Source organism: Streptomyces sp. NPDC030165, assembly GCF_055573595.1.
In genome coordinates this window covers 179,376-199,836 of sequence record NZ_JBVIBD010000017.1, presented here as the reverse complement: position 1 = coordinate 199,836, position 20,461 = coordinate 179,376, and the positions used below count along the sequence as shown (strand labels likewise).

General features: G+C 72.5%; 16 protein-coding genes and 1 pseudogene. 11 read left to right on the top strand and 6 right to left on the bottom strand.

What is annotated here, in order from left to right; genetic code table 11:
* Position 1: 1 nt before the first annotated feature.
* A pseudogene (locus ACZ4Z1_RS29115) lies at positions 2-2,689 on the top strand (PA14 domain-containing protein); the annotation flags it as partial.
* 121 nt (positions 2,690-2,810) lie between these two features.
* Here ACZ4Z1_RS29115 and ACZ4Z1_RS29110 read toward each other — a convergent pair.
* Complete coding sequence (locus tag ACZ4Z1_RS29110) at positions 2,811-4,094, bottom strand: glycoside hydrolase family 18 protein (RefSeq protein WP_468489610.1); 1,284 nt, start codon at positions 4,092-4,094, stop codon at positions 2,811-2,813.
* Between the two features lie 549 nt (positions 4,095-4,643).
* On the opposite strand from ACZ4Z1_RS29110, the gene ACZ4Z1_RS29105 reads away from it, so the two are divergent.
* Positions 4,644-5,816, top strand: a complete 1,173-nt coding sequence (locus ACZ4Z1_RS29105; protein ID WP_468489609.1) for an acyl-CoA dehydrogenase family protein — start codon at positions 4,644-4,646, stop codon at positions 5,814-5,816.
* A gap of 155 nt (positions 5,817-5,971) precedes the next feature.
* Here ACZ4Z1_RS29105 and ACZ4Z1_RS29100 read toward each other — a convergent pair whose 3' ends face one another.
* The gene (locus ACZ4Z1_RS29100; RefSeq protein ID WP_468489608.1) at positions 5,972-7,165 is read right to left on the bottom strand and encodes a pyridoxal-phosphate dependent enzyme; all 1,194 of its coding nucleotides are present in this window, start codon (positions 7,163-7,165) and stop codon (positions 5,972-5,974) included.
* Between the two features lie 365 nt (positions 7,166-7,530).
* Between ACZ4Z1_RS29100 and ACZ4Z1_RS29095 the strand changes: the two genes are divergently transcribed.
* Both ACZ4Z1_RS29095 and ACZ4Z1_RS29090 read left to right on the top strand, forming a co-directional pair.
* The gene (locus ACZ4Z1_RS29095; protein ID WP_468489607.1) at positions 7,531-8,691 is read left to right on the top strand and encodes an Rv3169 family protein; all 1,161 of its coding nucleotides are present in this window, start codon (positions 7,531-7,533) and stop codon (positions 8,689-8,691) included.
* Positions 8,688-9,797 carry a phosphotransferase family protein gene (locus ACZ4Z1_RS29090; RefSeq protein ID WP_468489606.1) on the top strand — a complete coding sequence of 370 codons (1,110 nt, stop codon included), beginning with the start codon at positions 8,688-8,690 and terminating at the stop codon, positions 9,795-9,797. Before ACZ4Z1_RS29095 ends, ACZ4Z1_RS29090 begins: the two co-directional genes overlap by 4 nt.
* A 54-nt stretch (positions 9,798-9,851) precedes the next feature.
* On the opposite strand, the gene ACZ4Z1_RS29085 is transcribed toward ACZ4Z1_RS29090, so the two are convergent.
* On the bottom strand, positions 9,852-10,274 hold the full coding sequence (locus ACZ4Z1_RS29085) for a hypothetical protein (protein WP_468489605.1): 423 nt from the start codon (positions 10,272-10,274) through the stop codon (positions 9,852-9,854).
* 208 nt (positions 10,275-10,482) lie between these two features.
* Here ACZ4Z1_RS29085 and ACZ4Z1_RS29080 point away from each other — a divergent pair, with 208 nt between their 5' ends.
* The 5 genes from ACZ4Z1_RS29080 (at position 10,483) to ACZ4Z1_RS29060 (ending at position 16,877) form a co-directional block, all read left to right on the top strand.
* Complete coding sequence (locus tag ACZ4Z1_RS29080) at positions 10,483-10,923, top strand: Lrp/AsnC family transcriptional regulator (protein ID WP_026170119.1); 441 nt, start codon at positions 10,483-10,485, stop codon at positions 10,921-10,923.
* Between the two features lie 174 nt (positions 10,924-11,097).
* The gene (locus ACZ4Z1_RS29075) at positions 11,098-12,738 is read left to right on the top strand and encodes an amidohydrolase (protein WP_468489604.1); all 1,641 of its coding nucleotides are present in this window, start codon (positions 11,098-11,100) and stop codon (positions 12,736-12,738) included.
* A 584-nt stretch (positions 12,739-13,322) separates the two neighbouring features.
* Positions 13,323-14,936, top strand: a complete 1,614-nt coding sequence (lnt, locus tag ACZ4Z1_RS29070; RefSeq protein WP_468489603.1) for an apolipoprotein N-acyltransferase — start codon at positions 13,323-13,325, stop codon at positions 14,934-14,936.
* Positions 14,933-15,691: a polyprenol monophosphomannose synthase gene (locus ACZ4Z1_RS29065; protein ID WP_468489602.1), complete on the top strand. Its 759-nt coding sequence runs from the start codon at positions 14,933-14,935 to the stop codon at positions 15,689-15,691. Before lnt ends, ACZ4Z1_RS29065 begins: the two co-directional genes overlap by 4 nt.
* A 220-nt stretch (positions 15,692-15,911) precedes the next feature.
* Entirely contained in the window at positions 15,912-16,877 is a 966-nt protein-coding gene (locus ACZ4Z1_RS29060; protein WP_468489601.1) for an LLM class F420-dependent oxidoreductase, read from the top strand.
* Between the two features lie 88 nt (positions 16,878-16,965).
* On the opposite strand, the gene ACZ4Z1_RS29055 is transcribed toward ACZ4Z1_RS29060, so the two are convergent.
* Positions 16,966-17,211 (bottom strand): hypothetical protein, encoded by a 246-nt coding sequence (locus tag ACZ4Z1_RS29055; RefSeq protein WP_468489600.1) that lies wholly within the window; start codon positions 17,209-17,211, stop codon positions 16,966-16,968.
* 159 nt (positions 17,212-17,370) lie between these two features.
* Between ACZ4Z1_RS29055 and ACZ4Z1_RS29050 the strand changes: the two genes are divergently transcribed.
* Both ACZ4Z1_RS29050 and fxsA read left to right on the top strand, forming a co-directional pair.
* Positions 17,371-17,739 carry a VOC family protein gene (locus ACZ4Z1_RS29050; RefSeq protein ID WP_468489599.1) on the top strand — a complete coding sequence of 123 codons (369 nt, stop codon included), beginning with the start codon at positions 17,371-17,373 and terminating at the stop codon, positions 17,737-17,739.
* A gap of 58 nt (positions 17,740-17,797) precedes the next feature.
* The gene (gene fxsA / locus ACZ4Z1_RS29045) at positions 17,798-18,391 is read left to right on the top strand and encodes an FxsA family membrane protein (RefSeq protein WP_468489598.1); all 594 of its coding nucleotides are present in this window, start codon (positions 17,798-17,800) and stop codon (positions 18,389-18,391) included.
* A 442-nt stretch (positions 18,392-18,833) separates the two neighbouring features.
* On the opposite strand, the gene ACZ4Z1_RS29040 is transcribed toward fxsA, so the two are convergent.
* Entirely contained in the window at positions 18,834-19,217 is a 384-nt protein-coding gene (locus tag ACZ4Z1_RS29040; protein ID WP_031000331.1) for an RNA polymerase-binding protein RbpA, read from the bottom strand.
* Positions 19,218-19,608: 391 nt separating this feature from the next.
* Entirely contained in the window at positions 19,609-20,430 is an 822-nt protein-coding gene (locus tag ACZ4Z1_RS29035; protein WP_468489597.1) for a glycerophosphodiester phosphodiesterase family protein, read from the bottom strand.
* Positions 20,431-20,461: the final 31 nt, after the last annotated feature.

Sequence of the window (20,461 nt, the reverse complement as noted above, 5' to 3'; positions counted from 1 at the left end):
TATGTTTCCTTCTTCGCACCGCCTGAGCCTGCGTGCCAGAGGCGTCCCGCACTGGAGACACCGCGTGAGACGCTCCCGGCGCTCCTCCCCTCACCTGCTGCTCTGCGCCCTGCTGTGCGCCCTCGCCGCGTCGCTGCCCGTCAGCACCCTCGCGCCCCCCGCGCGGGCGGCGGGTCAGGGCGCCGACAACGCGGCGAAGGCCCCGCGTGCGGGCGGGCACGGCCTCAAGGGTGAATACTTCCGGATGTCCGGGCCCGGCGCCCGCGACTTCGCCGAGCTCGGCGCGACGACCCTGGAGCCGGCCGTCGACCTCCCCGACCTGAGCTCCACCTTCCGGATCGCCACCGGGCGCACCGAGCACACCACGGCGCGGTGGAGCGGCAGGATCGAGGTGCCGAAGAGCGGGGAGTTCACCTTCTCCGCCAAGGGCGACAACGGCTTCCGGCTCCTCATCGACGGCAAGCAGGTCATCGATCACTGGGTGCCTGACTGGGACGTCGAGGTCAAGGGCGAACCCGTGAGGCTGACCGCCGGCCGGCAGCACGAGTTCCGGTTCGAGATGTTCCAGGACAGCGGTGGCTCCAACATGGTGCTGAGCTGGCAGGGCCCGGAGGTCAAGAAGGCGCCGGTCCCGGAGTCGGCCTTCACCCCGCCGGACGGCTTCGAGCCGTATCCGGTGGACCTCACCGTCGGCGCCGACGGGCGCCGGCTGCGGGCCACGTTCGAGGACGAGGCCGGTGTGACCGAGGCGCTCAAGGATCACCTGACGCTGGAGGTCGACACCACGGACATGCCCGTGGAGTCGGCCGTCAGGGATGAGGGCGACCCTCGCTCGGTGGTCCTCACGCCGGCCGGGCCCGTGCAGAAGGGCCAGCGGGTGCGGTTCGGCTACGACGGCAAGGGCGGGCTGACCAGCGGCTGGAAGAACGTGCCGGTGGTGATCCGCTCTGCCGGGAACCTCTCCACCCACCGGCTGACCACCACGTGGGGCGATGAGGTCGACCCGGACCATCCGCTGCCCGAATACCCCCGCCCGCAGGAAAGGCGGGTGAAGTGGAAGAGCCTCAACGGGCGCTGGGAGTTCGCCGGTGCCCGTAAGGGGGAGCGGCCCCCGTTCGGCAAGAAGCCGGCCGAGAGGATCACGGTGCCGTTCCCGGTCGAGTCACAGCTCTCCGGAATCGAGCGGCACGAGGACCACATGTTCTACCGCAGGCTCATCACCGTCCCCAAGAGCTGGCACATCGGCACCGCGCAGCGCCTCAAGCTCAACTTCGGCGCCGTCGATCACGAGGCGCGGGTGTGGGTCAACGGCAAGCAGGTGGCCCAGCACACCGGCGGTTACACCGGTTTCAGCGCCGACATCACCGATGCGCTGCACAAGGGCGGCAAGCAGGAGATCATCGTCGGGGTCACCGACACCGGTGGCGCCAACCAGCCCAAGGGCAAGCAGACGCCGCACCCCGGGGGGATCTTCTACACCCAGTCCTCCGGTATCTGGCAGACCGTCTGGATGGAACCCGTCGCCAGGACGGCCGTCGACAGGATCGTCACCACCCCCGACATCGACAGCGGCACCCTCACGGTGCAGGCGGAATCCCGCAAGGCCTCCGCGCAGGCGAAGGTCACGGCCGTGGCGCGGGACAAGAAGGGCCAGGAGGTCGGCAGGGTCACCGGAGCGGCCAACGCGAACCTCGCTCTGAAGGTGCGGGACCAGCGCCTGTGGTCGCCCGACGATCCTTACCTCTATGACCTCGAAGTCACCCTCCGCAGTGGCAGGTCGAAGGACGTCGTCAAGAGCTACTTCGGGATGCGCTCCATCGGCGTACAGAAGGTCGGCGGCCACCCCAAGCTCGTACTGAACGGCAGGCCCTTCTTCTCCCTCGCCATGCTGGACCAGGGTTTCTGGCCGGACGGCCTCTACACCCAGCCCAGCGACGACGCGCTGCGCTTCGACCTGGCGGGGCAGAAACAGCTCGGCTTCAACGCTGTACGCAAGCACATCAAGGTCGAGTCGCCCCGCTGGTACTACCACGCGGACCGTCTCGGACTGCTGGTGTGGCAGGACTTCGTCTCCAGCGACATCACGGACGAGCGGGGGCAGCGGGCGTTCACCGGCCAGGGCCGGGAGATGATGAAGCAGACGCACAACTCTCCGGCCCTCGGCGGCTACGTCGTCTTCAACGAGGGCTGGGGCGAGTGGGACCGCGACGCCACCGGCCGCCTCGCCGAGTCCGTCAAGGCGGCCGACCCCTCGCGCGTCATCAACGCGCACAGCGGCGTCAACTGCTGCAATTCCCAAGGCGATTCGGGCAAGGGTGAGATCATCGACCATCACGACTACGACAACGCCGACCCGCCCGCACCCGACGACCGCCGGGCCGCCATGGACGGTGAACACGGCGGCTTCACCCTGCGCACCCCCGGCCACATGTGGCCCGGTACCCCCACGGTGATCTACAGCGGGGTGGCCGACACGGAGGCACTGACGCGGAAGTACGTCGACAACACCCGGAAGTTCTACCTGCGCCAGGCGGGCGAGCAACTGTCCGGCTCGGTCTATACGCAGGTCTCCGACCTGGAGAACGAACTCAACGGTTTCTGGACGTACGACCGGCGCAAGCTCAAGGTCGACCCCGCCCGCGTCCGCGCCGTCAACCGCGAGGTCATCGCCGCCGGAGCGGCGGCGGGAGGCTGACCGCCCCGCGTGCCCAGGGGCCCTCGGCCGGGCCCGCGAAGAGCGGGCCCGGCTTCCTCGGCACTGCGTTCTCGGCCGAACCGGGAAGAGCAACGGCGTGACGCTCGGAGAGCCCTTACTTGATGGACTTGATCAGCTCGCCGTTCGCCGTGTCACCGCTCAGCTCCCAGAAGAACGTTCCGCCCAGCCCCTGCTGGTTCTTGTACGCCATCTTGGTGCCGATGGTCTCCGGGGTGTCGTAGCTCCACCACTGGCTGCCGCACTTGGCGTACGCCGTGCCGCCGACCTTGCCGGTCGCCGGGCAGCGGGTCTTCAGGAGCTTGTAGTCCTCGATGCCGGCCTCGTACTTGCCCGGCGCGGCGGCGGTCGCCGTACCGCCCGGCGCGTTCTGCGTCACGCCCTGCCAGCCGCGCCCGTAGAAGCCGAGGCCCAGCAGGAGCTTGTGGGCCGGGACACCCAGGCTCTTGAGTTTCGTGATCGTGTCGGTGGTGTTGAAACCGGCCTTCGGGATGCCGTTGTACGAGGTCAGCGGCGAGTGCGGAGCCGTCGGGCCCTTGGCGTCCCAGGCGCCGAAGTAGTCGTATGTCATCGGGTTGTACCAGTCGAAGTACTGTGCCGCGCCCTTGTAGTCGGCGGCGTCCAGCTTGCCGCCGGCCGAGGCGTCGGCACTGATGGCGGCCGTCACCAGCTTGCTGCCGAACTTCGAGCGCAGCGCCTTGGCGAGGTTGGTGAACGCTTCCCGGCCGCTGGTGTCGCAGGTCAGACCGCAGGCGTTCGGGTACTCCCAGTCGATGTCGATACCGTCGAAGACGTCGGCCCAGCGCTTGTCCTGGACCAGGTCCAGGCAGGACTGCGCGAACGCGTTCGGGTTCCTGGCGGCCTCGGCGAAGCCGCCGGACCAGGTCCAGCCGCCGAAGGACCAGATCACCTTGAGGTTCGGGTGCAGCTTCTTGAGCTTGCGCAGCTGGTTGAAGTTGCCGCGCAGGGCGCCCGCGTCCCAGGTGTCGGCCTTGCCGTCGACGCTCTGGTCCGCGGTGTAGGCCTTGTCGTAGTCCGCGTACGCGTCGCCGATCGTGCACTTGCCGCCCTGGACGTTGCCGAAGGCGTAGTTGATGTGGGTCAGCTTGTCGGCGGACCCGGACGTCTGGATGTTCTTGACGTGGTAATTGCGGTCGTAGACGCCCCAGTTGGTGAAGTAGCCGACCACCTTGCCGCCGGCGGCCTGGGTGCCGGCCGGCTGGGCGGCGGCCGGTGCGGCCGCGGTCGTGGGGGCGGCGCTGCCGGTGGGATCGGCGGCGGCCGTGCCGGCGAACAGGGTGCCGGCCAGGGCGGCGGTACACAGTGCGGTGGTGGTGGCGATCAGCCGGCGTGAAGATCGTGTGCGGATCGGTCTGGGCATGTCGTCTCCTCGGAGGGGGTCGAGGGTGGTGCGGGACGGACACGCGTTCCGAATTGGCATGGACGCGTTGAGTGTTGCGGGGAGAAGGTAGAAGGACTAGACCAGTGTGGTCAATGGTTTGGACCAATTTCGCGGCGCGTACAGCTTCCGTTCGCCGGGGCGTGCTGCCCGGCCGGCCGGGCGACGGACCAGGTGGGATGCGGTAGGAGGCGGCTCGCGGGCCAGGGGGACGGGCGTACGGGGACGGGTCGGGCGGAGCCCGGGGGCGGGTACGGCGGCGGGCGTACCGCGCGTACGGGACGGTGGACGCGGCCGCGCGGGGTTCCGCCCGGGCCCGCGGCCGGCGAAGCCGCGGCAACGCGGACAAGATCCCGATCAACCAGTGACGTGAGGCTGCCGATCGGGCATACTCACAGCGCCACAGCTGCAGGTCACCGCCCTCCGCGACCCGGTGGGGGATCATCTGCTGAGCACTGTGCGAACGACCGGCGGCGCCGCCTCACCCTCGCGGGCGCCGTCGCAGCGCCCGACAGGGAGGAGAGCGCCGCCATGACCGAGTACGGCCCCCGGCCGGTGGACCGCAGGCTGCCCACGGAGGAAGCCCGGGATCTGCTGACATTGGTGCGGGACCTCGTCGAGCGTGAGATCGAGCCGGTCGCCGCCGAGCAGGAGGAGGCGGGCCGCTTCCCCCGGGACACCTTCACCCTGCTCTCCGAGTCCGGGCTGCTCTCCCTCCCGTACGCGGAGGAGTTCGGCGGCGGGGACCAGCCCTACGAGGTCTACCTTCAGGTCCTGGAGGAGCTGGCGGCCGCACGGCTGACCGTGGGCCTCGGCGTCAGCGTGCACACCCTCGCCTGCCACGCGCTCGCCGAGTTCGGTACGAAGGAACAGCGCGCCACCCACCTGCCCGCCATGCTCGGCGGCGGCCTGCTCGGCGCCTACTGCCTCTCCGAGCCCGCGTCCGGCTCCGACGCCGCCTCCCTGACCACCAGGGCGGTACGCGACGGGGACGCCTGGATTCTGGACGGCTCCAAGGCGTGGATCACCCACGGCGGCGTCGCCGACTTCTACACCGTGCTCGCCCGTACGGGAGAGCAGGGCGCCCGCGGCATCACGGCCTTCCTGGTGCCCGGCGACGCGGCGGGGCTGACCGCCGCCGCGCCCGAGCGCAAGATGGGCATGAAGGGCTCGCCCACGGCCCAGCTCCACTTCGACGGCGTACGGATCCCCGACGCCCGCCGCATCGGGGACGAGGGCCAGGGCTTCGCCATCGCCCTGTCCGCCCTGGAGGCCGGCCGCCTCGGCATCGCCGCCTGCGCCATCGGCGTCGCCCAGGCCGCCTTGGACGAGGCACTGGAGTACACCGTCTCCAGGCAGCAGTTCGGCCGCCCGATCGCCGACTTCCAGGGCCTGCGCTTCATGCTCGCCGACATGGCCACCCAGGTCGAGGCAGGCCGCTCGCTCTACCTGACCGCCGCCCGCCTGAAGGACGCCGGCCTGCCGTTCGCCAAGGAAGCGGCGATGGCCAAGCTGTTCTGCACCGACACCGCGATGCGCGTCACGACGGACGCCGTCCAGCTCCTCGGCGGCTATGGCTACACGCTCGACTTCCCGGCCGAACGCTACATGCGCGAGGCCAAGGTGCTCCAGATCGTCGAGGGCACCAACCAGATCCAGCGCATGGTCGTGGCGCGGCATCTGGTGGGGCCCGAGTCGCGCTGAGGCGTGGGGCCGCGCGCGTACGGAGATTCCGTACGGCGATCTTGCGGCCCCCGACGGCTCCACGGGGGAGACCTGGCGCCGGCACTCGGGCCGAGCGCCGTGGCGTGCGGCACCGTGACGGGCGCGGCGCGGGCGCATCCGGTCCGGCGGCGCCCTCACCCGCCCGCCGGCCCCAACTCCTTCATGCCCGTGGCCGTGCCGATCGCCACCACCAGTTCCGGCAGTTCGCGGAGCATCCGGCGGGCCACGGAGACGGCCACGGCGGAGGACGCCTCCAGGAGCAGGCCCTGTTCGGCGAGGCGTCGCTGTTCGGCCACGAACTCCTTCTCGGCCACGGCGACGGCCGTGCCGCCGGAGCGCCACAGGGCGTCCAGGCCCTGCCAGCACGGGCGTTCCTCGCCGAGTGAGAACGCGGCGGTGCGGTGGCTCTCCACGCGCGTCCGTTCCTGGGCCGCGCGGTCGGCGTGGCGCAGGGCGGCGGTGAAGGGCGCGGAACCTGCGGGCTCGGCGGCCACCAGGCGGGGCGCCGCGGACACCAGACCGGCCGCGGCCAGCTCCCGGAAGCCGCGCTCGATCCCGGACAGCAGGTCGGCCCGGCTCGTCGGGACGACCACCGCGCCGATCCGCCGCCCGGCGAAGTCGCGCGCCAGCTCGTACGCCACCGACTTGTAGCCCTCGTCGGCGTACGGATTGCCGCCGGGCGACGGCGCGGAGAAGCTGGTGAGCGGGTACCAGCCGTGCTCCTCGACGGCCCGCGCCATCGCGGCGTTGCGGACCGTGAAGCCGCCTTCGCAGCGCACCTGCTCGGCGCCCAGCAGGTCGATCTGTGCGGCCAGCGCGGGCGGGATGCCCTCGTCGGTGAAGACCACGCACCGCAGCCCGGCCCGGCCGGCGTAGGCGGCCGCCGCGGCGCCCGCGTTGCCGGACGAGGCGGCGACGACCGTGTCGGCGCCGGTCTCCAGCGCGGCGGCCACGCCCACCGCCATCGCCCGGTCCTTGTGCGAGCCGGTCGGGTTGCCGCCCTCGTACTTGACCCACAACTCGCTGCCGCACTCCGGCGCGTACCCGTCGCCGAGCGCGGCCGGGTCGGTGCGCAGCCGTATGGTCGGGGTGTCGCCCTCGCCGAGGGTCACCGGCGGGCCGCTGACCGGCAGGGTCTCCGGCCAGCCCCACGGGCCGCCGCGGTACGAGGACAGTTCAAGGCCCTCCAGGTCGGCCAGTGGCGGCATCGCGTTGACTCCGATGCCCTCCGTCGCGCACCGGGGGCAGCCGGTGAAACCTCGCACCTCCAGGCCGCAGCGCAGACAGTGCAGGCTGCTCGGGTTCTGCGCGGAGCCGGCAGTCGTCATGTGTCCCCCTCGTTCCGTCACCGCTTCGTCGCCGGTGTCCGCGTCGGCCTTCGCCCTCCACTGTACGGTGGCGGGTTCGCCGTACAGGGCAGCCGGGGCGCCGTGTCCGTGGCCGCCGGTGGCCGGGGCCGGGAGGCCGGCGAGCGGGTGGAGCCGTGGCGTGGTGTTTTTGCCGGCTCCGGCCGTCGTGTGGCGGGTTCCCCGCTCGGCGTGGGTAAGGCTGTGCGGCGCGGTTACGGCTATGGTCCCCGCACATACTCCTGACGTACCGTCAATTCCTGCCGCGGAAACGGCCGCCGTCGAGGCAGGACCGCGCGCCCCGTGGCCACCGGCCCGTACCCGCCCGCGCGTCCAGGAGGTGTCCCGTGCCCGACCGCCCGATCGCGCTCGACGAATACCCGGTCCACCAGGTGCCGCTGTCCATGCGGTACGTCGCCACCGGCGACCGCAACGCGTACGACCGCTGCATCTTCCATGTCATGGACCACACCGGCCGCGCACTGCTCGTCGCCGGCCTCGGTGTCTACCCCAACACCGGGGTCATCGACGCCTATGCGACTCTGCGCCTCGGTGACCGTCTGCACGCCGTACGCGCCTCCGACGCGCTCACCGACGACCGTCTCGCCCTCACCGTCGGACCGCTGACGATCACCGTCGACCGGCCCCTCGAACAGCTCCGGCTGCACTGCGACGCCGACCCGGCCGACCCCGACGGCCTCTCCTGCGACCTCGTGTGGCACGCCGCCTTCCCCGCCGTCTGGGAGCCGCACCACACCCAGTACCGCGGTGGGCGGCTCATTCTGGAGGGCCGCCGGTTCGTCCAGGCGGGCACCTGCACCGGCACCATCCGGGCCGGCGGCGAGGAACTGGCCGTCACGGCGGGGGAGTGGACCGGCACCCGGGACCGCAGCTGGGGCGTGCGGCCCATACCCGGCGAGGAAGGTGGCCGTGCGGCCGAAGAGGCGCGGCCCGAGGGCTTCCACTGGATCTGGTGCCCGGTCCGCTTCGACGACCGCTTCGTCATGGTAGTCGTCCAGGAGGACGCCGACGGGCACCGTACGCTCAACGAGGCCCTGCTCGTCCGCAACGGCACCCACGACGTCCAACTCGGCTGGCCGCACGCCGACATCACCTACCGGCCGGGCACCCGCCACCCCGAACGCGCCGTACTCCACCTCACCGGTCCGTCCCGCAAGCCGCTCGAACTCGCCGCCGAGATCCTCACCTCCTCGCCGCTGGCCGTCGGCGCGGGCTACCCGCCCGCCGACGACTGGCAGCACGGCACCTGGCGCGGGCGCGGCTGGACCGACCGCCGCACCTACGACCTCGGCGTTCCCGCCGCCCACCCACTGGCGGCCTACGGCGTCACCGACCACGCCGCCCGCTTCACCCTCGACGGCCGCACCGGATACGGGATCTTCGAGCACGGCAGCTTCGGCCGCCACGACCCCAGCGGCTTCACCGGCTACACCGATGTGGCACCGGCCGGCGCGCAGGCCACGCGGCCCGCCGGGGACCGGCCATGAGCAGCGCGCACCGGCCCCGGACCACCACCCGCGACACCGGAGAACTGACCCGGCGCCTGACCGCCTGGCTGGCCGCCCGCCTGCCCGGCGCCCGCGCGGTCTGCGCGACCGTCCCCGCCTCCAACGGCATGTCCAGCGAAACCCTGCTCTTCGACATCGACCACCCCCGCCCGCCCGTCCGCTCCTGCGCGCTGCGCCTCGCCGCCGACCCCGCCGCTTACACGGTATTCCCCACCTATGACATGGCCCGCCAGTACCGCACGATGCGCCTGGTGGCCGAGCACACCGACGTGCCCGTGCCGCGCACCCTGTGGCTGGAGGAGGACCCGGCGCCGCTGGGCGCGCCGTTCTTCGTGATGGAGCGTGCCGAGGGCCGCGTGCCGCCGGACGTCATGCCCTATACGTACGAGGGGAGCTGGCTGTACGCCGCCACCGAAGCGGAACGCGCGGAGCTGGAGGCGGGCACGGTCTCCGTCCTCGCCCGGATCCACGACCAGGTACCCGTCGAGGAGACGGAGTTCCTCGCCCTGCCCGGAAGCGGAAGCGCACTGCGGCGGCATGTGGCGGCCCAACGGGCGTACTACGCCTGGGTCGTCGCGGAACGCGAGCCGTCACCGCTGATCGAGCGCGGCTTCGCCTGGCTCGCCGATCACTGGCCGCCGGAGCCGACGGCAGCCGAAAGCACCGACGACACCGTGCTGACCTGGGGCGACGCGCGGATCGGCAACATCGTCTACGACAGCTTCACGCCCGCTGCCGTCCTGGACTGGGAAATGGCCGCGCCCGGCCCGCGCGAACTCGACCTCGGCTGGATGATCTACCTCCACCGGTTCTTCCAGGATCTCGCGGCGAGCGGCGCTCAGCGTGGCCTGCCCGGCCTGCTGCGCCGCGACCGCGTCGAGGAGCGCTACGCCCGGCTCACCGGCCACACCCCGCGCGCCATGGACTTCCACACCCTGTACGCGGCCCTGCGGCACGCCGTGGTCATGCTGCGCGTGGCGTACCGCCAGGTCCACTTCGGGGAGCTGCCCGTACCGGCCGACCCGGATGCGCTGATCATGCACCGGGCGGCACTGGAGGCGATGATCGAGGGCCGCTACTGGTGAGGGCCGGGCGAGAGCCGGGAACGGCCACCCGCTCCCGCCGTACGGGCGCGGGCCTCAGGGCCGGCGCATCCGCGGCACGCGCGTCGGCCGCGTACCGGGCCCGCCCACGTGCGAGAACGGCTGCCGGCGCCAGTCCAGGCCCTCCGGCAGGGTCAGCAGCACGCCGGCGTCCTGCTCCTGGGCCTCCAGCGAGTCGTCCGCCGAGGGGGCGTCGGCCACCGGCCGTCCCGAGCCCTCGCACACCGTCAGGCAGAAGGGGTTCCAGGGCGTCGGGCACAGCGCGTGCTCGGGCAGGGTGTCCTCGTCGGCCAGCATCGCGATCGGCTGGGCGCAGTCCGGGCAGGTCACCCGGAAGATCTCCATGGTCTCGAAGGAGTCGTACGGATCGTCCTCGCCGGCGAAGCCGGGACTGTCGCCCTCCTGGGCGTCGAGGCAGAGCGGCGCGGATTCGGTCTTCAGACGTCGCATGATGGTCATCCCCCTCGGGTGGGCCGCACGGGCCGCCGGCTTCCTGTGACGGGCGGCTCCGGCCAACACCAGCAATTCCCCTCATGCCCCGCGCATAATCGCCGAGCCCTTCGGGATACGGGGGCACGTGTGTGGCGTTGGTCACATGACCCGCGCAGGCGCGTCCACGATCCGGCGTACGGTGCGCACATGCGCCCGAGCACAGTAGGTTGATCGGGTGGAGGAGTTGGACCGACAAATCGTGGATCTGCTCGTCAAGGACGGGCGGATGAGCTACACCGACCTGGGCAAGGCCACCGGCCTGTCCACTTCGGCGGTGCACCAGCGGGTGCGCCGCCTGGAGCAGCGCGGTGTCATCCGCGGCTATGCCGCGATCGTGGACCCGGAGGCGGTGGGGCTGCCGCTGACCGCGTTCATCTCGGTGAAACCCTTCGACCCCAGCGCCCCGGACGACATCGCCGACCGGCTGGCGGAGGTGCCCGAGCTGGAGGCGTGCCACAGCGTCGCGGGCGACGAGAATTACATCCTCAAGGTGCGGGTGGCCACGCCCTTGGAGCTGGAACACCTGCTCACCCGCATCCGTACGCTGGCCGGGGTCTCCACCCGCACCACGGTCGTGCTCTCCACGCCGTACGAGGCCCGGCCGCCGCGCATCTGACGCCCGAGCGGCGCCTGCCCGGTGTGTGTCCCGTCCGGGGGCGCGTCCGGTACGTCCGGGGGCGTGCGCCAGGCCCGTGCGCCAGGCCCGTGCGCTCCGGGCTGCGGGTGCCGCGCGTCAAGATCATGCACCCCGCGCGCGGGCACGCCGCCCACAGGGGCCAAACTGTCCGCTATGAGTGAGCGCACCCCCGATCCGGCCCGGCCCCGTACCGTCCTGCTGCGCGGCGGAGAGGTCCACAGCCCCGCCGACCCCTTCGCCACCGCCATGGTGATCGAGGGCGACAGCATCGCCTGGGTGGGCGAGGAGGGCGCCGCCGACTCCTTCGCCGACGGCGTGGACGAGGTCGTCCACCTCGACGGCGCACTCGTCACCCCGGCGTTCACGGACGCACACGTGCACACGACGGCCACCGGCCTCGCGCTCACCGGCCTGGACCTGTCCGCCGCCCGCACGCTCTCCGACGCGCTGGCCCGGGTACGGGAACACGCCGCGGCCCGCCCGGCCGACCGGGTCCTCCTGGGGCACGGCTGGGACGCCACCGCCTGGCCCGAGGGGCGGCCACCGTCCCGCGCCGATCTGGACGCGGCCACCGGCGGCCGCCCGCTCTACCTGACCCGGGTCGACGTGCACTCCGCGGTCGTCACCACCGCTCTCCTCGACCTCGTCCCCGGCGTCCGTGACCTGCCCGGATTCCACGCCGAGCAGCCGCTGACCGGCGACGCGCACCACGCCGTACGGGCCGCGGCGTACGCCACCGTCACCCCCGCCCAGCGCGACGCCGCCCAGGCCGCGACCCTCGCGCACGCCGCGTCCCGGGGCATCGGCACCCTCCACGAGTGCGCGGGACCCGACATCTCCAGCGAGGACGACCTGACGGCCCTGCTGGCCCGGGCCGCCCGCGAGCCCGGCCCGCGCGTCGTCGGCTACTGGGCCGAGACCGTCACCGACGCGAAGGACGCCGACCGGGTGCGCGCCCTCGGCGCGATCGGCGCCGCAGGTGACCTCTTCGCCGACGGGTCCCTCGGCTCGCACACCGCCCACCTGCACGCCCCGTACGCCGACGCGGACCACACCGGCACCGCCCACCTGGACGCCGACGCCGTCGCGGCCCACGTCGCGGCCTGCACCGAGGCCGGGCTCCAGGCCGGTTTCCACGCCATCGGCGACGCCGCGCTGACCGCGGTCACCGACGGCGTACGGGCCGCCGCCGACCGCGTCGGCCTGGCCCGTGTCCGGGCCGCCCGGCACCGCGTCGAGCACGCCGAGATGCTCACCGAGGCCACCGTCGCCGCCTTCGCCGAGTTCGCCCTGACCGCCTCCGTACAGCCCGCCTTCGACGCGGCCTGGGGCGGCGAGGACGGCATGTACGCCACCCGGCTCGGCGCCGAGCGCGCCCGTACCCTCAACCCGTACGCCGCCCTGCTGCGCGCCGGCGTCCCGCTCGCCCTCGGCTCCGACAGCCCCGTCACCCCGCTCGACCCGTGGGGCACCGTGCGGGCCGCGGTCTTCCACCGCACCCCCGGGCACGGCATCTCCGCCCGTGCCGCCTTCACCGCGCACACCCGCGGCGGCTGGCGCGCGATCGGCCGCGACGACGCGGGGGTCCTGGTGCCCGGCGCGCCCGCCGACTACGCGGTCTGGCGTACCGGCGACCTGGTCGTACAGGCCCCCGACGAGCGGGTCGAGCGCTGGTCCACCGACCCCCGCTCCGGCACTCCGGGCCTGCCCGACCTGACCCCTGGTCAGGACCTCCCCGTGTGCTTGCGGACGGTGGTCGGCGGTCGCACGGTGTACGGACGGCCGAACGAGTGACTTCACGCGGGCGCGTACCCTTCGGGACGCGCCCGGGGGCGCCTGCCCCACCTGGGAGAGCGGGCGCCGGCCTGGGGCGACGCGAAAACCACGCGATCCGGGCAACTGTTGACAGCAGACGGTCGACGGCCGGTAGGTTCGGCCGAGTCCACCACAGGACGTCCGACCGGGAGACCTCCGCGCAGTCGTCGAACGCAGCTGGGCCATGGGACGGGGTGCCGCACCGGCACACCGCCACTGGGAGCCAGGTCCAGCACCTGCGGCACGGGGACGACGGAAAGGTTTCGGCCGGTCGGCAGGTGGGACCCGGGTGGGGCCCGGTTGCTCAGTAGACAACGGCTCTCGGTCGACCCGCAGCCAGCGGGTCCCAGGTCGGCCCGAAGGGCGCCGGGCCCCGATCCGCACCGCAGGCCGGTGCCCGCTCTTCCCCTGCCGCGTACGGGCGGCGCAGCTTATACCCTTCGGCACCCCCGGTCCGCAATCGCGCAACCCCGTTGTACGGTCTGCACACCACCGCATGACCTGCAAGGAAGGCCGCGACCGTGCCCGACACCACCGCACGACCTGAAAGGGAGGCCGGGACCGTGCCATCGGGCTCCGACACCGCCGGACCAGCGGTGCCCGGACGCGGCCGCCGGTTCGTGGCGCTGGTCCGGCGCGGGGCACCGCGCACTGCGCTCGCCGTCCTGAGCGGGCTCGCCCTCGCGGCGGCCTTCCCGCCGTACGACCTGTGGCCGCTGTCCCTCGTCGGCGTCGCGGCCCTCGGCCTGCTCACGCGGGGCAGGACGGCCCGTCAGGGTGCCTGGACAGGCTTCGCGTTCGGGCTGCCGTTCTTCTTCCTGCTGCTGAAGTGGCTGCACGTCGTCGGCTGGGACGCGGTGTTCGGGCTGGCTCTCGTGCAGGCCCTGTACACGCTGCTGCTCGGCGTGGGCCTCGCCGCCACCTCCCGCCTGAAGTACGCGCCGCTGTGGGCCGCCTGTCTGTGGGTCACCGAGGAGTGGGTGCGCGACCGCGTGCCCTTCGGCGGCTTCCCGTGGGGACGGCTCGCCTTCGCCAACACCGGTTCGCCCTTCACCCCGCTGGCGGCCCTGGGCGGCGCACCGCTGGTGACCTTCGCCGTCGCCCTGAGCGGCGCTCTGCTGGCCGCGGCGGCCGCCGTGCTGTGGCGACTGCGCGGCGGGCCCGGCAGGTCGGTACGGGCGGCCCTGCCCGCCGTGGAGGCCGTCGGCCTGGCCGCCGCGGTCGCGGTGTCCGGACTCCTCGTCCCGGTGCACACCGACGCGGACGACCACGTGAACATCGCCGTCGTCCAGGGCAACGTGCAGCGGCCCGGCATGGACTTCCTCGGCCGCCCGATGCAGATCCTGGACAACCACGCGACGGCCACCGAGAAGCTGGCCGCCGACGTGAAGGCGGGCAAGGCCGAGAAGCCGGACCTGGTCATCTGGCCGGAGAACGCCTCGGACCTGGACCCGTTCCGCTACCCGCAGGCGTACGACCGTATCGACGCGGCGGTCAAGGCGATCGGGGTGCCCGTCCTCGTGGGCGCCCTCGTCGACCATCCGGACAAGCCGGGTTACGTCTTCAACCAGGGCATCGTCTGGGACCCGCGGAAGGGCCCCGGCGCCTCGTACACCAAGCAGCACCCGGTGCCGTTCGGCGAGTACGTGCCGTTCCGGGAGCAGCTCAGCAAGATCATCACACGGTTCCAGCGGGTGCCGCGCGACTTCTACCCCGGCGACCACACCGGCGTCCTCGCCGTCGGGCCCGCCCGGCTCGGCGACGTCATCTGCTTCGAGGTCGCCTACGACGAGATCGTCCACGACACCGTGAACGCCGGCGCCCGCGCCCTCGTCGTCCAGACCAACAACGCCACCTACGGCCGCACCGGACAGCCCGAACAGCAACTGGCCATGTCCCGACTGCGCGCCGTGGAACACGGCCGTGCCGTCGTCACGGCGGCCACCAGCGGGATCAGCGCAGTGGTGGCCCCGGACGGCACGGTCAGCCACAAGATCCCGGAGTTCACGCAAGAGGTGCTGCAGGCGAGCCTCCCTCTGCGGGACGAAAAGACCGTGGCCGACCGCGTCGGTGCCCTTCCCGAGTGGGCGCTCGCTATCGTGGGGCTTCTGTCCTGCGTCGCCGCGACAGTCATCGGCCGGCGCGGGCGTACGAAGGACGAGAAGGGGCAGCAGTGACAGACGGCGGTCAGCGGAAGTACGGTCCGCTCGGGACCACCTTGGTGATCATTCCGACCTACAACGAGGCGGAGAACATCAAGCCGATCGTCTCGCGGGTACGGACCTCCGTGCCCGAGGCGCACATCCTCGTCGCGGACGACAACAGCCCGGACGGCACGGGCAAGGTCGCCGACGAGCTGGCGGCGGCGGACGACCATGTCCAGGTCCTGCACCGCAAGGGCAAGGAAGGGCTCGGCGCCGCCTACCTGGCGGGCTTCCGGTGGGGCATCGAGCACGGCTTCGGCGTCCTGGTGGAGATGGACGCGGACGGCTCCCACCGCCCCGAGGAGCTGCCGCGGCTGCTCACCGCCCTCAAGGGCGCCGACCTCGTGCTCGGCTCCCGCTGGGTGCCCGGCGGCCGGGTGGTGAACTGGCCCAAGCACCGCGAGTACCTCTCGCGCGGCGGCAGCACGTACTGCCGGGCCATGCTGGACGTGCCGTTGCGTGACGTCACCGGTGGCTACCGGGCCTTCCGCAAGGAGACCCTGGAGGGGCTCGGCCTGGACGAGGTCTCCTCGCAGGGCTACTGCTTCCAGGTCGACCTGGCCCGGCGCGCCGTCGAGGGCGGCTTCCACGTCGTCGAGGTCCCCATCACCTTCGTCGAGCGCGAGCGAGGCGACAGCAAGATGAGCAAGGACATCGTCGTGGAGGCCCTGTGGCGGGTCACCGGCTGGGGTGTCGGCTCCCGGGTGAACAAGCTGCGCGGGCGCTGAGCGGAGGCCGGGCGGGGTGCCAGGCCCCTTGCGGGGGGCGGACCCCTGCGCGGAGGTGCCGGGTCCCTGCCCGCCGCCGTCGGCCCGGGCCGACGGTCCGTGTGCTCCGTACGTTCGCGGGAGCACACGCTAGGCCGGTCGGACGGTATCTTCCGGGCCCGGCCGGTCATCATCGCCAGGGCAGAGTTTTGCGGTCGCATGATCGGGAAACTCGCGCCATATGGTGCAAATCGGCTACACGATGATGACTGAGCAAGCCGGCCCGCGTGATCTCGTCGACCACGTCGTCCGGGCCGAGGAGACCGGGTTCGACTTCTCGGTGACCTCCGACCACTACGCCCCCTGGCTGGACTCCCAGGGCCACGCCCCGTACGCCTGGAGCGTGCTGGGCGCCGCGGCGCAGGCCACCTCGCGTATCCCGCTGATGACGTACGTGACCTGCCCGACGGTGCGCTACCACCCGGCGGTCGTCGCGCAGAAGGCCGCGACCATGCAGCTCCTGTCCGGCGGCCGCTTCCGGCTGGGCCTCGGCGCGGGCGAGAACCTCAACGAGCACGTCGTCGGACACGGCTGGCCGGGCAAGACCACCCGGCACGAGATGTTCACCGAGGCCCTGGAGATCATCCGGGCACTCTTCGACGGCGGCACCGTCAGCTACCACGGCAACCACTTCGACGTGGACGCCGCCAAGCTCTGGGACCTGCCCGACCAGGCCCCGCCGATCGGCGTCGCCGTGTCGGGGGAGCGGTCCTGCGAGATCGCCGGCCGCCTCGGCGACCTGGTCATCGCGACCGAGCCGAAGGGCGAGCTGATCAGCGCCTTCGAGAAGCACGGCGGCAAGGGCAAGCCGCGGGTCGGCCAGCTGCCCATCTGCTACGACCCCGACCGGGACGCCGCCGTACGGCGCGCCCACGACCAATTCCGCTGGTTCGCCGGCGGCTGGAAGGTCAACTCCGAACTGCCGGACCCGGCCGGGTTCGCCGGGGCCACCCAGTTCGTACGGCCGGAGGACGTCGCCGAGACGATTCCCTGCGGCGACAACGTGGACGACTTCGTCGAGGCGGTGCGCCCGTACGCGGAGGCCGGCTTCACGGAGATCGCCGTGGTGCAGGTCGGCGGCGACCACCAGCGCGAGTTCTTCGACTGGGCCGGCAAGAAGCTGCTGCCCGCGCTGCGGGAGCTGTGAGCGCACCGGGAGCCCCGCGGAACCGGTGACCGCGGGGCTCCCGGGCACACGGGAGCGGGCGCGCCGGCCGGCGCGCGGGGCCGCCGCATCAGTCGGCGGGCTCGTCCGGGGTCGGCTCGTCCGCCTGCGTGTCGTGGTCGTGCGCCGCGCCCCGGCGGCCCGTGCCGGAGACGTCGGTGTCGGGCACGTCCGTGTGCTCCGCGCGGTCGTCCCCGTCGTCCGGGCTGCGGCCGTCCCACCGGTCCGGCCCGCCCTGCGGGTCCGCCTGCTGGTCCGGCAGGTCCCGGGGGACGGCGCTGCCGCCCTGTTCCGGTGTCTCGCTGCGCTTGTCCATCGGGTTCGGCCTCCTTGTGAGAGGAACGGGGAAGGTGTCCGGTACGGGTGCCCGACGGGGGCGGCCACATGCGTTGCGGAGCGGTCGGGACCGTGCGGAGACCAGGGAGGCAGGCCCGTGTGCGGGACCGGCCAGGAGGACGAGCGGGAGGAGACGGCAATGGCAGCGGTGACACCGAGGGAGCTGGTCGTGGTGCTGGACTGCGCCGACCGGGCGGTGCTGGCGGAGTTCTGGAGCGAGGTCCTCGGTTACCGGATCACGCGCACCACACCGCCGTACACCGCCCTGACGGACCCGGAGGGGCGCGGCCCGGAGCTGCTTCTCCAGCAGGTGCCCGAGCCCAAGCAGGGCAAGAACCGGATGCACCTCGATCTGCGGGTGCCCGCCATGGAGCCCGGGCTGAGCAGGGTGGTGGACCTCGGCGCGCGCGTACTGCGCGGCCCGTTCGACGACGCGGGCTGCCTGACCACGGTCCTCGCCGACCCCGAGGGCAACGAGTTCTGCCTGATCGTCTTCGAGGGCGCGTGAGGCGCCCGGAGGCCACCCGAGGGAGGGCGTGGCGGCCGGGGCCAGGCACACTTGAACCATGACGTTCGCAGCCACGCCGCCGCCCCGGTCCCGTCCGCCCAAGCGCTCGCGCGCCCGCCGGTTCGTCCCCTTGGGCATCGCCGCCTGGCTGGTGCTGGAGATCTGGCTGCTGACCCTGGTCGCCGACGCGGCGGGCGGTCTGACGGTGCTTCTGCTGCTCCTCGCCGGTGTGGTCGCCGGCGGGTGCGTGATCAAGCGGGCGGGCCGGCGGGCCTGGAAGAACCTCACCGAGGCCATGCAGGCGGGCGGGGACCCCGCGGCCGCCTCGGGAGCGTCCTCGAAGCCGGGGGAGCGGGCGTCGTCGGGCAGCGGGAACACGCTGCCCATGCTCGGCGGGCTGCTGCTGATCTTCCCCGGCCTCGCCTCCGACGTGGCCGGGCTGCTCTGCCTCTTCCCGCCCACCCGCAAACTGCTCCACCGCCGCGCTGAGCGCCTCCTGTCCCGCCAGGCCCGTTATGCGCCGGGATCGCTCGGGGACGCCTTCCAGCAGGCCCGTATGCGCCAGCCGGACGGCAAGGTCGTGCAGGGCGAGGTCGTACGCGAGGACGAGGAGCCCGCCCCGCGGCGCGACGACCCGCCGCTGACGCGCTGAGCGCGATGCCGCTGAGCGCCGTAACTGAAGGTAGGGCAAGGCGGATTGGCCGCGTCGGCGTACGGGATGTGCCCGAGTCGTGACGTCCGGTAGCGGCCGTGGGGCCGGGGCCCGCAGGGCGTGGAAGAAGCCCCGGCCAGTCGGGGGTACTGGCCGGGGCGGTCCATGGGTGCGGATGCCGGTGGCGGTCGCCTCTCGGCGGAAGGCTCCGTGGGGCTTCAGCCGAACGATCTTCCCCACGGGCGAATGGTGAGGCCCGGGGACACTGTCCCACCGGCGCCCGCACCGGTTGCAGCGTTCCGGCGTGGTGGATGATTCCACAGGTGGAGGTGACGTGACGCAGACCGGGTGCGGGCCTGTGGGCGAGAGCGCGCACTGAAGCGGAAACGGGCCGGGGCCACTGCGTGGTGCAGTGGCCCCGGCCCGTTCGCGCGTCCGTTCGTCAGGCGGACTTGCGATTGTTGTTGTTGTCGCGCGGGTGCACGGCAATGTTCATGGTGCCGGAGCGCAGGACGGCCAGCCGTTCGGCCAGCACTTCCTCCAGCTCCTCGCGGGTGCGCCGCTCCATGAGCATGTCCCAGTGCGTACGCGCGGGCTTGCCCTTCTTTTCCTCAGGGCCATCGCCATCCACCAGGAGGGCTTGTGCACCACAAACCTTGCACTCCCACTCGGATGGAATCTCGGCCTCTACCGAGAACGGCATCTCGAATCGATGTCCGTTCTGGCATGCGTACTCCACCGCCTGGCGCGGGGCCAGGTCGATGCCGCGGTCGGTCTCGTAGCTGGTCACCACAAGTCGCGTGCCGCGAAGAGCTCGCTCACTCATGAATCGTGCCTCCCGGGCTTGTCGCCCACAGGACAGGTGTCGCTGTCGTCGTCATCCGGTCAACGTCCGGTCGGCGGTGAAGATTCCCGTCACCGGGAGATGTGCCCACCCGTCGCCCACCACCGCCTGATGGAGGCGCTGCGCGCCGCTGCCTTCCTTCGTGCCGCCCCTTGTTGTACCCACCAATGCCCGGTTTGTCACATCTGGCAGCAGATGTCACCCAGCGCTTTCCATAGTTCAGCGCGCAGTAACGGTCCGCCTGGTGAGCCAAAGGCGTACACTACCGGCCCGCAGCCCCCACACCTAAATCCGGGTCCCCCTCGGCGCGACCGCCCCACTCCGGTAACGGCTCGTCAGGACGGTGCGGCCGGCCACTCCGAGGGCGTGGGACTCATGGCGCGGGCCAGGACCCCCGGCCGGTCAGCACCTTCCGCAGGGCGCCGAGGTCGTCGGTCATGATCCCGTCGACGCCGAGGTCCAGCAGGGCCGCCATCCGCCGCGGATCATTGACCGTCCACACGTGCACCTGCAAACGCCACGCGTGCGCGGCCCGGATCAGCAGCGGATCGACCACGCGGATGCCGGACTGCCGCTCCGGCACCTGCACACACACCGCGTTGCGCCGGACCGCCGCCCCCAGCAGCCGGTCCAACGGCACGCCCCGGCCGTACGAGCGCATCCGCAGCCCCAGCACGCCGCGCGTCCCGAGCGAGGTCGCCAGCCGCGGGCCGGCCAGCCGCTGGGCCCGTGCGACCCGGGCCTCCGAGAACGACCCGACGCACACCCGGTCCCAGGTGCCCGTGCGGCGCAGCAGGTCCAGCAGCGGCCGGAGCGCGGCCTCCGCCTTGATGTCGACGTTCCAGCGGGCCTGCGGAAACTCCTCCAGCAGCTCCTCGAAGAGCGGCAGCGGTTCCCGGCCCGCCACCCGGGCCCGGCGGACGTCCCGCCAGGGGAGCCGGCCGATCGCCCCGCCCGTGTCGGTGACCCGGTCCAGGGTGGCGTCGTGGAAGGCCACGAGCCGGCCGTCCGATGTGGCGTGCACATCGGTCTCCAGGTAGCGGAAGCCGAGCGCCACCGCGCGCCGGAAGGCCGCGGCGGTGTTCTCCAGCCCGTCCGCGGCGCCGCCCCGGTGGGCGAAGGCGAGCGGGACCGGGTGGTCGAGGTAGGGGTGCCGTACGGGGAACCCGCGGGTGGTCAGCTGCTGGGAGCGCATTGGCCAGAGGATATACAGGGCCGTCGCGGGA

Excerpts from the sequence above, each read along its gene's own strand:
- ACZ4Z1_RS29110 (WP_468489610.1), bottom strand. The coding sequence starts at position 4,094 with ATGCCCAGACCGATCCGCACACGATCTTCACGCCGGCTGATCGCCACC.
- ACZ4Z1_RS29090 (WP_468489606.1), top strand. The coding sequence starts at position 8,688 with ATGAGCAGCGCGCACCGGCCCCGGACCACCACCCGCGACACCGGAGAA.
- ACZ4Z1_RS29055 (WP_468489600.1), bottom strand. The coding sequence starts at position 17,211 with ATGGACAAGCGCAGCGAGACACCGGAACAGGGCGGCAGCGCCGTCCCC.
- ACZ4Z1_RS29035 (WP_468489597.1), bottom strand. The coding sequence starts at position 20,430 with ATGCGCTCCCAGCAGCTGACCACCCGCGGGTTCCCCGTACGGCACCCC.
- ACZ4Z1_RS29050 (WP_468489599.1), top strand. The coding sequence starts at position 17,371 with ATGGCAGCGGTGACACCGAGGGAGCTGGTCGTGGTGCTGGACTGCGCC.
- ACZ4Z1_RS29100 (WP_468489608.1), bottom strand. The coding sequence starts at position 7,165 with ATGACGACTGCCGGCTCCGCGCAGAACCCGAGCAGCCTGCACTGTCTG.
- ACZ4Z1_RS29060 (WP_468489601.1), top strand. The coding sequence starts at position 15,912 with ATGGTGCAAATCGGCTACACGATGATGACTGAGCAAGCCGGCCCGCGT.
- ACZ4Z1_RS29105 (WP_468489609.1), top strand. The coding sequence starts at position 4,644 with ATGACCGAGTACGGCCCCCGGCCGGTGGACCGCAGGCTGCCCACGGAG.
- ACZ4Z1_RS29085 (WP_468489605.1), bottom strand. The coding sequence starts at position 10,274 with ATGACCATCATGCGACGTCTGAAGACCGAATCCGCGCCGCTCTGCCTC.
- ACZ4Z1_RS29075 (WP_468489604.1), top strand. The coding sequence starts at position 11,098 with ATGAGTGAGCGCACCCCCGATCCGGCCCGGCCCCGTACCGTCCTGCTG.
- fxsA (WP_468489598.1), top strand. The coding sequence starts at position 17,798 with ATGACGTTCGCAGCCACGCCGCCGCCCCGGTCCCGTCCGCCCAAGCGC.
- ACZ4Z1_RS29040 (WP_031000331.1), bottom strand. The coding sequence starts at position 19,217 with ATGAGTGAGCGAGCTCTTCGCGGCACGCGACTTGTGGTGACCAGCTAC.